Annotated in this window: 14 protein-coding genes and 1 tRNA gene; 11 read left to right on the forward strand and 4 right to left on the reverse strand. The window is 66.7% G+C overall.

The features are described from left to right. The first annotated feature begins 60 nt into the window (after window positions 1-60). Genes NNX34_RS00510 through NNX34_RS00520 form a run of 3 tightly spaced genes read left to right on the forward strand, consistent with a single transcriptional unit; the run spans window position 61 to window position 2,955 of the window. Complete coding sequence (locus tag NNX34_RS00510) at window positions 61-561, forward strand: hypothetical protein (RefSeq protein WP_255764648.1); 501 nt, start codon at window positions 61-63, stop codon at window positions 559-561. A 10-nt stretch (window positions 562-571) separates the two neighbouring features. Then, the gene (locus tag NNX34_RS00515) at window positions 572-1,441 is read left to right on the forward strand and encodes an FAD:protein FMN transferase (RefSeq protein WP_255764649.1); all 870 of its coding nucleotides are present in this window, start codon (window positions 572-574) and stop codon (window positions 1,439-1,441) included. After that, entirely contained in the window at window positions 1,438-2,955 is a 1,518-nt protein-coding gene (locus NNX34_RS00520) for an FAD-dependent oxidoreductase (RefSeq protein WP_255764650.1), read from the forward strand. Before NNX34_RS00515 ends, NNX34_RS00520 begins: the two co-directional genes overlap by 4 nt. Window positions 2,956-3,110: 155 nt before the next feature. Here the strand turns inward: NNX34_RS00520 and NNX34_RS00525 are convergent, their stop codons facing one another. After that, window positions 3,111-4,859, reverse strand: a complete 1,749-nt coding sequence (locus tag NNX34_RS00525) for an HNH endonuclease signature motif containing protein (protein ID WP_255764651.1) — start codon at window positions 4,857-4,859, stop codon at window positions 3,111-3,113. Between the two features lie 281 nt (window positions 4,860-5,140). Between NNX34_RS00525 and NNX34_RS00530 the strand changes: the two genes are divergently transcribed. Then, window positions 5,141-5,213, forward strand: a tRNA-Arg gene (locus NNX34_RS00530). Between the two features lie 79 nt (window positions 5,214-5,292). Here NNX34_RS00530 and NNX34_RS00535 read toward each other — a convergent pair. Beyond that, on the reverse strand, window positions 5,293-5,742 hold the full coding sequence (locus tag NNX34_RS00535; RefSeq protein WP_255764652.1) for a DUF6176 family protein: 450 nt from the start codon (window positions 5,740-5,742) through the stop codon (window positions 5,293-5,295). A gap of 167 nt (window positions 5,743-5,909) precedes the next feature. Between NNX34_RS00535 and NNX34_RS00540 the strand changes: the two genes are divergently transcribed. From NNX34_RS00540 to NNX34_RS00565, 6 genes are all read left to right on the forward strand, one after another. Then, window positions 5,910-6,488, forward strand: a complete 579-nt coding sequence (locus NNX34_RS00540; RefSeq protein ID WP_255764653.1) for a TetR/AcrR family transcriptional regulator — start codon at window positions 5,910-5,912, stop codon at window positions 6,486-6,488. Window positions 6,489-6,594: 106 nt separating this feature from the next. After that, window positions 6,595-7,380: an ABC transporter ATP-binding protein gene (locus NNX34_RS00545; protein WP_255764654.1), complete on the forward strand. Its 786-nt coding sequence runs from the start codon at window positions 6,595-6,597 to the stop codon at window positions 7,378-7,380. Further along, a complete protein-coding gene (locus NNX34_RS00550) occupies window positions 7,377-8,096 on the forward strand; it encodes an ABC transporter ATP-binding protein (RefSeq protein ID WP_255764655.1) in 720 nt (239 codons plus the stop codon). The genes NNX34_RS00545 and NNX34_RS00550 overlap by 4 nt, the downstream gene beginning before the upstream one ends. Further along, window positions 8,096-8,974, forward strand: a complete 879-nt coding sequence (locus NNX34_RS00555) for a branched-chain amino acid ABC transporter permease (protein ID WP_227918292.1) — start codon at window positions 8,096-8,098, stop codon at window positions 8,972-8,974. The genes NNX34_RS00550 and NNX34_RS00555 overlap by 1 nt, the downstream gene beginning before the upstream one ends. Continuing rightward, window positions 8,971-10,104, forward strand: a complete 1,134-nt coding sequence (locus NNX34_RS00560) for a branched-chain amino acid ABC transporter permease (RefSeq protein ID WP_255764656.1) — start codon at window positions 8,971-8,973, stop codon at window positions 10,102-10,104. Before NNX34_RS00555 ends, NNX34_RS00560 begins: the two co-directional genes overlap by 4 nt. Next, window positions 10,104-11,381, forward strand: a complete 1,278-nt coding sequence (locus NNX34_RS00565; protein ID WP_255764657.1) for an ABC transporter substrate-binding protein — start codon at window positions 10,104-10,106, stop codon at window positions 11,379-11,381. The genes NNX34_RS00560 and NNX34_RS00565 overlap by 1 nt, the downstream gene beginning before the upstream one ends. Before the next feature lie 118 nt (window positions 11,382-11,499). On the opposite strand, the gene NNX34_RS00570 is transcribed toward NNX34_RS00565, so the two are convergent. Together NNX34_RS00570 and fabG are read right to left on the reverse strand one after the other, a co-directional pair. Then, complete coding sequence (locus tag NNX34_RS00570; protein ID WP_255764658.1) at window positions 11,500-11,952, reverse strand: MaoC family dehydratase; 453 nt, start codon at window positions 11,950-11,952, stop codon at window positions 11,500-11,502. 2 nt (window positions 11,953-11,954) lie between these two features. Beyond that, the gene (fabG, locus tag NNX34_RS00575) at window positions 11,955-12,728 is read right to left on the reverse strand and encodes a 3-oxoacyl-ACP reductase FabG (protein ID WP_255764659.1); all 774 of its coding nucleotides are present in this window, start codon (window positions 12,726-12,728) and stop codon (window positions 11,955-11,957) included. A gap of 255 nt (window positions 12,729-12,983) precedes the next feature. Here fabG and NNX34_RS00580 point away from each other — a divergent pair, with 255 nt between their 5' ends. Continuing rightward, a complete protein-coding gene (locus tag NNX34_RS00580; RefSeq protein WP_255764660.1) occupies window positions 12,984-13,982 on the forward strand; it encodes a YafY family protein in 999 nt (332 codons plus the stop codon). Window positions 13,983-13,991: the final 9 nt, after the last annotated feature.

Below are 13,991 nucleotides of genomic sequence, written 5' to 3' on the forward strand. Positions count from 1 at the left end.
CACGCGTGTGCCTGTCGTGTGTGCCGTCCGGGATCAAAGCGCCCCATTCCAAGGAGAACCGTGAACCGAGCGAGCAAGTCCCTGCTGTGTGCCGCCGCCGGCCTGTCCCTGCTGTCTGCCGCCGGCTGTGCCGCGGGCGAGGAAACCGTCGACGCCGGCGAGGCCCCGGCGAAGTCCCCCGCATCTTCCCCTGCTTCCTCCCCTGCTTCCTCCCCCGAGTCTTCCGCAGCATCCTCCCCCGACGCTGCAGCCGGTTCGGGCAGCTACGCCGACGGCGAGTACTCCGGCACCGGAAGCTACATCCCGCCGTCGGGCACTTCCGAGGACGTGGACGTGACGCTGCGGCTCGAGGGCAGCGTGGTGACGGAGCTGGAGGTGGAGACCTCGCAGAAGAACCCGACGTCCAAGCAGTACCAGCGTGAATTCACTTCCAATGTGAAGGAGCAGGTAGTCGGCAGGAACCTCGACGAGCTGGACGTGGACAAGGTGGCCGGATCCTCGCTGACCAGCGAGGGCTTCAACCGCGCCCTGGACGCCATCCGGTCCGAAGCTGCCTCCTAGGACAGCACCCGTGCATACCCTGGGGTTCGAGGCGATCGGCACGCAGTGGTCCCTCTCCACTGCCGCGCCTTTGGATTCCGCCACCCGGGCTGCTGTCGCGGACGTGGTCGACCGTTATGACCGCACCTATTCGCGCTTCCGCTCCGATTCCACGGTTGCGCGGATGGCCGAGGCTGCGGGCAGCTTTGCCCTGCCCGCTTCGGCCGCACCGCTGCTGCGGCTCTTCGATTCGCTGCAGCAGATCACCCGTGGCGCGGTTAACCCGCTGGTGGGGCGCTCGCTGGAGGTGTTGGGGTACGACGCCGGATACAGCTTCCTGCCTTCCGGACCACCCGCTCCCGCAGCGGCTTGGACGGAGACCGTGTCCTGGACCACCGACGGCCGGGGAACCCTGATGACCACTGCCGTGCCGGTGACCTTCGATATCGGTGCCGCCGGAAAGGGCCAGCTGGTGGACCTGGTCAGCGGGGTCCTGGAAACCGCAGGTCACCGGGAATACGTGGTGGACGCCGGTTCGGACCTTCGCCATGCCGGCGCCGCTCCCCTGCGGATTGCGTTGGAGCATCCGTATGACGCGAAGCGGGCCATCGGGGTGCTGACCCTCTCGGACCGTGCATTGTGCGCCTCGGCCGTCAACCGCCGGCAGTGGGGAGACGGTCTGCACCACGTGCTCGACGCCCGCACCGGTTTCCCGGTGGATACCGTGGCGGCCACCTGGGTGCTGGCCGCGGACGCCATGACGGCGGACGGCCTGGCCACCGCCCTGTTCTTCGCCGAGCCGCAGGAGCTGGCCGGTGCGTTCACCTTTGACTATGTCCGGATGTTCACCGACGGCCGGGCCGACTATTCCCCTGCAATGGCTGGAGTCCTATTCCCATGAGCGTTTCCGCCCCCGCCGCTCCCCGCACCCTGAACACCTTCCTCGGGCGCTGGACCATGTACCGGTTCACCGTCTGGGTGCTGCTGGCAATTGCTGCCTGGTCCTTTGTCCTTTCCTTCGCCGGGGTGCTTTTCTACACGCCGGCAGAGCTGGGGGCGACGGCGGTGACGGCGGTGGCCTCCACCCTGGTCACCAGCCGTGTGGCCGGGCTGCTGCTTCGCACCCGTCCGCAGACCGACTCCTCGCTGATCACCGGCCTGCTCCTGTTTTTCCTCTTCTGGCCCAGCACCGACGGCGCGCAGCTGGGTTGCGTGGCCCTTGCCGGAGCAGTGGCGACGGCTTCCAAATATCTCCTGGTGTTCCGGCGGCGGCACATCTTCAACCCGGCTGCGGCGGGGGCGTTTGCGGTGGCGGTGACCGGGCTGGGCGGTGCTGTCTGGTGGGTGGCGACTCCGGGCATGCTGATCGCTGTCCTTCCGGCCGCCGTCCTGGTCCTGTACCGGAACCGTCTGCTGCCAATGGCCGGGGTTTTCGCCCTTACTGCCGGGGTTGTTGTCCTGGCCCGCTTCCTCGCCGGCGGTGAGTCCGTCCCCTACGCCCTGGCCACCATCGTCGGAAGCTATCCGCTGGTGTTCCTGGCCGGCTTTATGCTCACCGAACCGCTGACCCTGCCGCCGCTGCGCGCCCAGCGCCTGGCGGAGGCCGTCGTCGTTGGGGTTCTCTTCGCCGTGCCGCTGTCCTTTGGTCCGGTGATGATGTCCCCGGAGCTGGCGCTCCTGGTCGGGAACGTCCTTGCGTTCGTGATGGGCCAGCGCGGAGCTGTCCGGCTGCGGCTGCGTGAAACCCGGGAGCTGACCCCTACGTCCCGTGAGCTGGTGTTCGAGCCGGCACGTCCTGTCCGCTTCCGTGCCGGCCAGTACGTGGAGCTTGCCGTGCCGCATTTTGAGCCGGACTCGCGGGGGTCACGGCGTATTTTCAGCATCACTACTGCCCCGTCGGAACCCGGCACGGTGGCGGTGGGGCTGCGCGTGGCCGAACCGGGCAGCACTTTTAAGACCGCTCTGTTGAAGATGCGCCCCGGAGCGGAGCTGACCGCCACAACCGTTGCCGGTGACTTCCTCTTGCCGCGGGACGCACGGACACCGGTGCTGATGATCGCTTCGGGTATCGGCATCACTCCTTTCATCAGCCAGCTGCGGCAGGTCCGCGGCGAGGACCGGGACATTGTGCTGGTCTACGCGGCATCCTCTGTTGACGAGCTTGCCTATGCCGGGGAGCTGCAGGAACTGGGGGTTCGGGTGCTGGTCTGCACGCCGTCGGATCCGGCGATCCCGGGCTGGACCTGGTTGGGTCCGAGGCTTCCCGATGCTGCGGTCCTGCGTGGGGAGGTTCCCGACCTGGCTGCTCGGATGATCTATGTTTCGGGTTCGCCGCAGGCGGTGGCTGCTGCCCGCAAGGCCGTCCGCGGTGCCGGCGGCAGGCGGATCCATACCGACCCGTTCCTCGGCTACTAAGGATCCGTTCCAGTTCCGGGACTCCCTAAAGCTCTGAGACTCCCTAAAGCGGACCCGGGAAGACGGCAGGCCCGCTGGAAGCAGGCTCCTCCAGACGCAAGTCCGGGCTTGCACCCCTGCTGCCCGGGGTTCCGCGATTCTCCTGAGCGGGCCGCTCAGAACGGAGGCGCCTGTTCCGGTTCCTTCTGCTCGGGGTTCGTTCGCGCGTGATCCTTCTGCATATGCTCCGTCTGCCTGTGATCGGCCTGGCCATGTTCCTGTCGCGGGTCTTTCCGCGAAGATGCCGTGTCCGGGGGTCCGAGTTCCAGAAACGGCTCGGTCCGATAAATCCGGCCGGTCGGCGAGGTCCACTCGATCACCCCGGGTGTTGGCTGGCAGGCCTTCCAGAAACCCAAGGTCTTGAACCGGTGGTGCCGGCGGCAGAGGTGTTCCAGGTTCCCGTGGTCTGTGGGGCCGCCGTGAGCCCAGTCGATGGTGTGGTCGATGTCCGCGTTTGCGGTGCTGACCCGACAGCCGGGGAACCTGCAGGTTCCGTCCCTTGCGCGGAGCCAGCGTCGGAGCCCGGCCGGGACTTTCCTGCGCCTTCCTACGCCCAGGATCTCTCCGGTGTGCGGATTTTGGGCCAGTCCGGTCCAGCCTGCGGCGTTGCGGGCCAGTCGGCGGGCTTCTTCAGCGCTGATGGGGCCGTAGCCATGCAGCTCGGCGGGCTGCTCGTCGGCTCCGAAGAGGGTTTCGGCGCTGATCAGGACCATGATTTCCGCCCTCGGAATGATTGCCTCGTCCGGTCCGGCGCCATCATTACCGGTTCCGCGCGCACCTGTTGTCGCGCCGCCGCCGGTTCCGCTCTCACCGACTGCGCCGCCCACCCCGCCATTACCGGTGGAACCTGTGCCGCCCATCAGCAGCTGCGCCAAAATATCGGCACGCAGCTGGTCCATGGTCCGGGAATCCCCTCCCGCCTGCTCACCCCGCGCCGCAGCACTGAGAGCGGTATAGATCTGCTGCGCTTCCGCCGCACGCAGATGAGCCGACAGACAGGACATGCCGTCTTCTTCACGGTCCAGGGTGACCTTGCGCTGCTCGAAAGCGGTCAGGTGCCTTTTGCTGACCGTCTCCGGGAACATCTTTTCGCGCAGCCGCCGGGCCTTGGCCGAGAACTGCGCCCGCGTCTGACCCTCCGCAGCCTTCAGCAGGTCGGCCTCGAACCCGGGGAGTTTCTCCGCAGGAACGTTCTGGCACTGCTCCAGGACCACCTGGGCATGCTGGTACGAGAACCGCCCCTCCTCCAGCCCGGTCAGGGTCGCCGTATGGGTGCCGCACAGCTGCCCGGCCTCGCTCAGCAGCCGCTGACCGGTCACCTGCGGAACATTCAGGATGGCGGCACATTCGGCAGCCGCGAGGCTGAAAGCGATCCCGGGTTTATCCCGCTCCGACGGGTCGAAGAACTTGTCCCGGAAGATTTCCTCCATGCGGTTCAACAGGCGGGCCCGCTGCGCCTGCCCCCAGGAAATCAGATGCTCCACCCGGACCAAGGCCTCACCAACCGCGGCTTCGTCGAAGGCTTCAAGGTTCTGCAACGCAAGGGTCCCGGTGAAACCGTCCGGGTAAGCATCAGCAGTGTCCCCGGCGGCGCGGGTTTCCGCGGCTCCATTCGGAAAAACCGTTTCCACCGGGTCGGTTTCGGCGGGGAAACCAGAAGGGGTAGCCGTGGAAGTGGAGGCAGGTCCGGTCGTGCCGGCGTCGGGCTTCCCGCCGTCACCGACAGTCACTGCCAGCGCCGCGCGAAACACCGCCAGGGTGACGGGAGAGCAGGGCGGCTCTGTGTCGCCGGCCTGCCCTGCCGCCTGCTGGTTCTCACCGCCCTGCTCTTCAGTTGTCGGTTTTGTATTCCCGAGCTGATCCATACCTCAGGATTTCATCCGGCACTGACATTTCCAGGCCGAAAACAGGCCCAAAAGGGGGCTCCCGGAAACCGAAAATACGCGTCTTTTTGAAACCACTACCTACCCGCACAAACGAACCTGAACCACCGGTTTCAGGCGACGCAGTTAAAACGCTCGGAAACGGCACAGGAAACGAGTCCGGCACCCAGCCCATCCGCGGTAGCGCCAGGTTTTCCCCGCCCGCCTGAAACCTGCTAAGCTTCTTGAGTCCCACAGGACCTGCCGGTTTACCTGCAGTCCTTGCCCTCGTAGCTCAGGGGATAGAGCGGTTGCCTCCGGAGCAACAGGCCGTAGGTTCGAATCCTATCGAGGGCACATTGAGACATAAGAGAAGAACCCCGCAGCCTCCGGCTGCGGGGTTCTTCTTGTTTTACGGCGATGTCCCAGCGTGCGCCTAGCCCCCGGCACCCCCGGCACCCTCGACGGCGGCACGCACCGCCGGCGGGCAAAGGAAGAACCGCGGCTGGAGCTCTTCCCACCCCGGATGCTTGGTCTTTTTCCCGTACTCCAGGTGTGCCTGGTCCAAGGGATTGTCGGGTACTAACCCGGGGCTGGCATTTCCCATCAGCTGGAAGTGGTACATCCACCAGGACCCGTCCGCTTCCTGGTTCAGGAACGTGGCTTCCAGTGCCATGAGTTCCCGGCCCAGCGTAGCCAGGCATTCGTCGTAGCGCTCGTGGAGCATTGTCATCCAGTCATCGAACGAAGACTCGCGGGAATCCAGTAGCCGTGCCCGGCTCAACTCCATCCGCATGCCCTCCGGCACGGACGGCGGCATGGTCCAGCCGGGGAAGTCCCGGGCAGCAGGCTCGAACGGAATAGGCGGGTGCGTGGAAGGAGTCATGCGCATGACTTTAGGGGAATCGCCAAGGCGGCATGGACCGCCCGCCGGAATTCTTTCGGCCAAACCCTTGCGCAGCCCGCCCCCTTCGGGGTTATGGTGTTCGCACATACCAACCGGTCGGTTCCTACCGCCGGTCCGCTTCACGAGAAACCCGGACACCACCCCGCATGAAAACCCTGAACATCAAGGAAGAGCTCGCACGGACCTCCGTGGAGCTTTTCGCGCGGCACGGCTACGCAAAGACGAGCGTGCAGCAGATCGTTGACGCGGCCGGGGTGACGAAAGGCGCTCTCTATCACTACTTCAACTCCAAGGACGATCTGCTCTTTGACATCTACGACCGCATCCTGACGCTCCAGCGCGAGCACCTGACCGAGATCATCGGGCGGGGCCTGCCGGCGGCTGAAACCATGAGACTGGTCTGCGAGGACGTGATCATGACGTCCATCGACTGGATCCGTGAAGGATCCGTGTTCTTCCGCTCCCAGCACATGCTCAGCGAGGACCGCCAGGAGGAAGTGAAGCGGAGGCGACGCGAATACAACGAGGCGTTCACCGCCATCCTGGTCCGCGGCCAGTCCGACGGCGTCTTCCGCACCGACATTCCGATACCTGTGCTGGCTGCCAACTTCTTCTCCGACCCGCACTACCTCTCGTACTGGTACTCCCCCGGCGGGTCCATCAGCCGCGAGCAGGCAGCCGCGCAACTGACCGATCTTTACCTGGCCGGACTGCAGGCAAAGTAACCGGCTTACCGCACCATCGCACCGCATCAATACCGCACCACCGCACCTCCCGCACCACCTTCGAGACAGCACCATGCAAGGTAAGAGCAGAGACGATGGAGTACTCATGCAGGAGCAACATACCGACCGGTCGGAACCGCCGCGTCTCCGCTTGGACGGGATCACCGTCCGGTTCGGCGGACTCACCGCGCTGGATTCGGTGTCCCTGGACATCCCCGCCGGCAGGATCGTGGGGGTTATGGGCCCCAACGGAGCCGGAAAGACCACCCTGTTCAACGTGATCTGCGGGGTGTTCCCGCCCACGGAAGGCAGCCTGGAGCTGGATGGACAGGGGTTTGTCCCTCGTCCGCACCGCCTGACCCGCTCCGGAGTAGCACGCACCCTGCAGGGGCTCGGCCTGTTCCCCGGGCTGACCGTGCTGCAGAACGTCACGACGGGCTTGGCAGCCGGCTCACGCGGAGGACTCGACCTCCTGGCCCTGCCAGGCTCCGTCCGGCGCGAAGTCCGGCTCGCAGAGCGGTCGATGCAAGCACTGGAAGCCCTCGGCATCGCCGGGTACGCGGCTTCCCTGCCCGACACCCTCCCCTACGGAATCCGCAAGAAGGTGGCCCTGGCCCGGGCACTGGTCAGCGAACCGAGGTTGCTGCTGCTGGATGAACCTGCCGGCGGACTCAGCCATGACGATATTGAGGAACTGGCTTCCATCATCCGCACCGTGCCCGGCGACGGGTGTTCGGTGGTTCTCGTGGAACACCACGTGGACCTGGTCATGGAGGTCTGCGACCGCATCGCCGTGCTGGATTTCGGCCGTCTGATCGCCGAAGGCACACCGGCCGAAATCGGCGCCGATCCCGCCGTCGCAGATGCCTACCTGGGAGTTGAGGTGGCATGACCGGCGCGCTGGTATTGGAAGGCGTCAGCGCAGGCTACGGCGCCGTCCGCGTACTGCACGGGATCGACCTTTCCGTTCCGGAGGGCTCCATCACCACCGTCGTCGGAGCCAACGGCGCCGGAAAGACCACCCTCCTGCGGACCATCACCGGCCAGCTGCGGCCTTCGGCCGGCAGTATCCGCATCAAGGACGGCAAGGACCTGACCCGGGTGCCGGTCGAGGACATGGTGCGCCACGGCGTCGCACTGGTTCCCGAAGGCCGCGGCGTCATCACCGAACTGACGGTGGATGAAAACCTGCGCCTGGGCGGGCTGTGGCGGAAGGACCGTAAGGCAGCGGATGAGGTGCTCACCGCGATGTACGAACTGTTCGAGCCCCTTGCACGGCGCCGGAAGGCTGCCGGACACCAGCTCTCCGGCGGCGAGCGCCAGATGCTTGCGCTGGGGCGGGCCCTGATGGCCGCACCGTCGCTCCTCCTGCTGGACGAGCCGTCCCTGGGGCTGGCCCCCAAGGTGACCGCACAGATCCTGGGCATGCTGCGCCGCCTCCGCGACGACACCGGCCTGACCGTACTGCTGATCGAGCAGAACGTCCGGAGCGCGCTCGCGGTCGCGGACCACGGCGTCGTACTCAACCTGGGCCGGATTGTCGCCTCGCGGCCGGCGGCCGAGCTGGCCGAAGACACCGACCTCCGCCACACCTACCTGGGGTTCTAATGGACAGATTTCTCTTCCTCACCTTTGACGGCCTCGCCCGCGGTGCAGTACTCGCTGCCTTCGCGCTCTCCCTGGTGCTGATCTGGCGTGCTGCGCGGATCGTGAACTTTGCGCAGGGCGCCATGGCGGTGGCGGCAACCTACATCGCCTTCACGGTCACCGCCCTCACAGGGAGCTACTGGGCGGGACTCGCCGCAGCGCTCCTGGCGGGTTTCCTGATCGGAGCCCTGGTGGAACGCGGCGTCATGCGCTTCGTGGGCAACGGCTCCGCCTTGAACCCGGTCATTGCCGGGCTGGGCCTGCTGATGCTGATCCAAGCCATCCTGGGCATGGTGTTCGGAAACAGCTACCGGACCATGGTGACGCCGTTCAGCTCAAACCCGGTGGAGATCTTCGGCATCACCGTCTTCTCCTCCTATGACCTCTTCGTGTTTGCCTGCATAGCCCTTTTGGTCGGCGGCCTGGTCCTGCTGTTCACGAAGACGCCCCTGGGACTGCGGCTGCGGGCCTCCGCCTTCGCCCCCGATCTGGCCAGGCTCCTCGGCGTGCGGACCTCACGGATGCTCACCCTTGGCTGGGCCATGTCCTCCGCCCTGGGCGCACTCGCCGCCCTGCTGGTCATCCCCACCGAACTGGGGCTCAATCCGCACGCCGCGGACACGGTCTTCGTCTATGCGTTCACCGTTGCCGTCATCGGCGGACTGGATTCCCCCGCCGGTGCCGTCCTGGGCGGATTGGCCGTGGGCGTGCTGCTGAGCTGGGTCAGCGGCTACGGGGGCGCCACCCTGGCTCCCATCGCCATCCTGGTCCTGCTGCTGGCCGTGCTGCTGGTCCGCCCCGGCGGAATCTTCTCAATGACCAAGGAGCGAACGGTATGAGCGTCAGCAAGCGGTACGGCTTTGCCGGGGCAGCGATGGTCCTGCTGATTGGCCTCACGTTCGTCATTCCGTCGTTCTCCTCGTATCAGCTCGCCACTGCCTGCGCCTATCTGTGCGGCATCGCCGGGCTCACCCTGCTGACGGGCGCCGGCGGCCAGCTGTCCCTTGGGCAGGCGGCCCTCATGGCCGCCGGAGCGTACAGCTACGCGTTGACCGCCAACACGATGGCCGACGCCGGCACGGAGGGCCCGCTGCTGCTCCTGGTGCCGCTGGTTGCAGCTGTCATCGGTGCAGCCGTCCTCGGCCTGGTGATCGGACTCGCTGCCGGGCGGCTTCACGGCCCCTATCTGGCCGGCTTCACCATGGCGCTGGTGGTGGCCCTTCCCGCGGTCACCAGCACCTTTTCCTCAGTGCTCGGCGGCGACCAGGGGTTGTGGATCTCCGTGGAGAAACGCCCGTCCTCGCTGCGCGGCATGGTGTCCAATGAAGCGTGGCAGGCGTGGCTCGCCGTCGTCTGTTCCGTCCTGGTCCTGACCCTGCTGGCGAACCTGCTGCACGGACGCTTCGGCCGGCACCTGAGGGCGGTACGGGATAACCCGGTGGCGGCGGCGCTCGCCGGCATCAACCCGGCCCGCACCAAAGTCACCGCCTTCGTCATCAGCTCGGCCGCGGCAGGCATGGGCGGCGGCCTGCTGGCGTACACCACGCAGAGTGCCAGTCCAGGCGCCTATTCACTGGTGTTCTCCCTCTTCCTGCTCATGGCCGCCGTGGTCGGCGGCATCGGTTCCCTGACGGGAGCAGTCTGGGGCGCCGCGCTCCTGGTTGCCCTGCCGCATCTGATCAGTACGGCCACTTCCCGGCTCGAACTGTCCACGGACCTGGCCCAGCGGCTGGACGGCAACCTTGCGGTGGCCATCTTCGGACTGGTCCTGGTCCTCGTGGTGCTGCTGGCCCCGCAGGGCATCCAGGGCCTGCTGGTCCGGGCCGGCCGCCGGCTGGGTCAGGCCCGTTCCGCTTCCGTTCCGCCGCAGTCCCCCAAAACCGCACCATCACCAGCATCCAGTACACCAACCCGGTTATCCGCCCGGCACGAGCCCGAGCAGCTACCGGCAACCCCGAAAGGTCAATGATGATCCGTTCCAAGCTCCGACTGGGTACCGCCGTCCTTGCAGCCGCTGCCCTCGGCCTGGCCTCATGTGCTTCACCGGACGAGGGAGGCGAGCCGGCTGCCGAAGACGTTCCCGGAATCACCGACACCACCGTCACCGTCGGTACGCACCAGCCGCTCACCGGACCGGCAGCGGCCGGCTACTCTACGATTTCACCGGCCACGAAGGCGTACTTCGATTACGTGAACGACAACGGCGGAGTCAACGGCCGCACTATTGAGTACATCGTGAAGGATGACGGCTACAACCCGGCCAACACCCAGACCGCGGTACGCGAGATGGTGCTCCAGGACGAGGTCTTCGCCCTGGTGGGCGGTCTCGGCACGCCGCCGCACAGCGCCGTCCTGGACTTCGTGAACGATAACGAAGTGCCGGATCTCTTCGTGGCTTCCGGCAGCCCCACCTGGAACCAGCCCGACGACTACCCGTACACCTACGGCTTCATGGTGGACTACCCCACCGAATCACGGATCCTGGCCACTTACGCGCAGGAGGAGTTCCCGGACAAGACCTACTGCTTCTTCGGCCAGGATGATGACTTCGGCGAGGAATTCCAGGCAGGGCTTGAAGCGGTGCTCGGAGAGGACGGACTGGCCGACACCCAGGTCTATTCCACGGCTAATACCGATATCGCGGCGCAGATCAGTGCGATGAAGGAAGCCGGGTGCGAGGTGAACTTCCTGGCCACCATCAACGGCTTCAGCGCCCAGGCAGTGGGGACGGCCGCGAAACTCGGCTACTTCCCGCAGTGGATGGCGTCCTCGGCGGGCGGAGATCTGAACACCCTGTCCGGATACCTCGGCGAGAACACGAACAAGCTGCTGCAGGGCTTCGTCAGTGCCAACTACCTTCCTTCCTACTCGGACACCGAGGACGAATGGACGGCAAAATTCTCCGAGATCAACGAGGAATACAACGCCGGGGCTCCGTTTGACGGCAACACCATCTTCGGAATGTCCATCGGCTACCTCTTCGTTGAGGCGCTGAAGGAAGCCGGGGAGAACCCGACCCGGGAATCCCTGCTCGAAGCACTCGAATCCGGCAACGTCACCGGCAACGGCCACGCGCCGCTGGGCTTCGGCGAAGACAGCCACCAGGGATACACCGGAGCAATGCTGACCCGGGTGGACAACGGCGTGCAGTCCTACTTCGGCACCCCGTTCGTGGTAACAGGTGACGAGGTGGAGGAGTACACCGAAGAACGGCCTGCCATGCCGGCAGACGGCCTGCCCGAGTAGGGGCAGCGCCGGCCAACCGGCACGCAAGGCAGCCCATCAAACCAGCAGCTGCAACAAACACTGAGGGCCCGTCCGATTGGACGGGCCCTCAGTGTTTGTTGCAGCGGTGCAGGGCCAGCTACCCCAGCACGTACAGCGAAATCGACTCCGCGACGCAGGCCGGCTTGTGCCCACCCTCGATCTCGATGGTGACCAGGAGTTTGACCCGCACCCCCTGCGCCACGGTCTCCACCGAGGCGATCTCCGACCGGGCACGCACCCGGCTGCCCACCGGCACCGGGTGCGGGAAACGCACCCGGTCCAGGCCGTAGTTCACCCCCATCACCATGCCGTCCACCCGGAACCGGCCGGAGGCGAGCGCCGGCAGCAGGGCCAGGCTCAGATAGCCGTGCGCAATGGTGCCGCCGAAGGGGCCCTTGGCGGCCCGTTCGGGATCCACATGGATCCACTGGTGGTCATCAGTGGCCTCGGCGAACAGGTTCACGCGTTCCTGGTCAATGAGGACCCACTCGCTGGTTTCCTGGCTCCCCACTGCTTCCTGGAGTTCCTGCACGGAACCGAAATGCGCCACCGCTAGGCCTTCGGTCCGCCGGCGACGTAGAGCACCTGTCCGGAAACGAACGAGGCCTCCTCGCGGGCAAAGAAGGACGCCGCCGCAGCGATGTCCGCCGGGTTTCCGGCCCGTCCCACGGGAATCTCCTTCGCCGCATGCGCCACGAAGTCTTCGAACGGCACTCCCACGCGTTCCGCCGTCGCCCGTGTCATGTCCGTCTGGATGAAGCCGGGGGCAATCGCGTTGACCGTGACGTTGTAGCGGCCCAGTTCGATGGCCAGTGTCTTGGTGAAGCCCTGGATGCCGGCCTTGGCGGCGGCGTAGTTCGCCTGGCCGCGGTTGCCGAGCGCGGAGGTGCTGGAGAGGTTGATGATGCGCCCCCATTTCTGCTGCACCTGGTGCGCCTGCACCGCACGGCTCATGAGGAACGCTCCGCGCAGGTGCACGCCCATGACGGCATCCCAGTCCGTGTCCGTCATCTTGAACAGCAGGTTGTCCCGGAGGATGCCCGCGTTGTTGACCAGGATGGTGGGCGCCCCCAGCTCCTCGGCGATGCGGCCCACTGCCTGCCCGACGGCGGCGGCATCGGCGACGTCGGCGCCTACGCCCACGGCTTTGCCGCCGGAGTTGTTGATGGCCTCCACCGTGGCGGCCGTGTCCTCCTCCCGCAGGTCAAGGACGGCGACGCGGTGCCCGTCCGCTGCGAGCCGCATCGCAACCGCTGCGCCGATCCCGCGTCCTGCTCCGGTGACGACGGCGGTGCGCTGGTCCAATTGTGCTGGTGCCTCAGTCATGTCTCTCCTGCCGGTGGCGGCAGCGCACCGGGTGTGTGCTGCGTCTCTTTTGCGAGGGTACCGACCGGACGGTACGGGCGCAACGGGAGGCCGCCGGGCCACGGTCACGGCCGGCTCCCCGGCCTCCCGTCCCACCGTTCCCGGGACGGGACCGTCTACTGACCCGCCTGCGCCCCGCCGGCAAGGCGGCTTCCCGCCGGAATTAGTTCCGGAACAGGTCAGCTTTCGACCGCATTGACGCGTAGTTTTGATTCCATGTTGGAGACATCCGCCCGGCTCCTGCAGCTGCTTTCGCTGCTGCAGCTGCGGCGCGAGTGGACCGGGGCAGCGCTCGCGGAACGGTTGTCCATCACCGAACGCACGGTACGCCGCGACATCGGCAAGCTGCGCACCCTCGGGTATCCCATCTCAGCATCCCCGGGCATTGCCGGCGGTTACCAGCTAGGCGCCGGCGCGCAGCTGCCGCCGCTGCTGCTCGACGACGACGAAGCCCTCGCCGTCGCACTCGGGCTTGCCGCCGTGGCAACGGGACCGGTGACCGGAATCGGGGAAGCGTCGGTTCGGGCACTGGCAAAGCTGGAACAGGTCCTGCCCGGGCGGCTCCGTCCCAAGTTCTCCGCCCTGCGCCAATCCGTCTCCACACTGGCCGGGCCGCCGGGCGGCGTCGACCCGGGAATCCTCACCGCCTTTTCCGCCGGCATCACCGAGCACCGGGTCCTGAGCTTCCGTTACACCGCGGCCGACGGCGGCTCCGGGCGCCGGATCGTGGAGCCCTACCGGCTGGTCGGCACCGGCAGGCGCTGGTACGCCGTCGCCTGGGACCTGGACCGCGCTGACTGGCGGACCTTCCGGGTGGACCGCTGCACCAGCACCCCCGCCCCGCGCGAGCGGTTCGCGCCCCGGCCCCTCCCGGCCCGGGACCTCGCCGCCTACGTCCAGGAATCGATTACCCGCAACCCCTACCGCTATTCCGTGGTGGTGCGGTTGGCTGCACCGCTGGCGGCGGTTGCCGAGCGGGTGCCCCCGGATGTGGCCAGCATTGAAGCGGACGGCCCCGGGCACACCATCGTGCGCGGCGGCTGGGACTCCCTAGACCTGCCCCTGATCAACCTGACAGCCTGGGGCGTGCCCTTCGAAATCCTCGACCCGCCGGAGATGCGCGAGCGGGCCCGCAGCGTGGTCTCCCTGCTGCAGCGCGCCATCGAAATCCCGCCCACGGCGGAATCCGGAAAGTCCGTCCGGCCAAGCCACTAGACTGGTGGC

Origin of the sequence: Arthrobacter sp. zg-Y1116 (assembly GCF_024385485.1) — a bacterium.
In the GTDB taxonomy this organism is placed as follows: Bacteria; Actinomycetota; Actinomycetes; order Actinomycetales; family Micrococcaceae; genus Arthrobacter_B.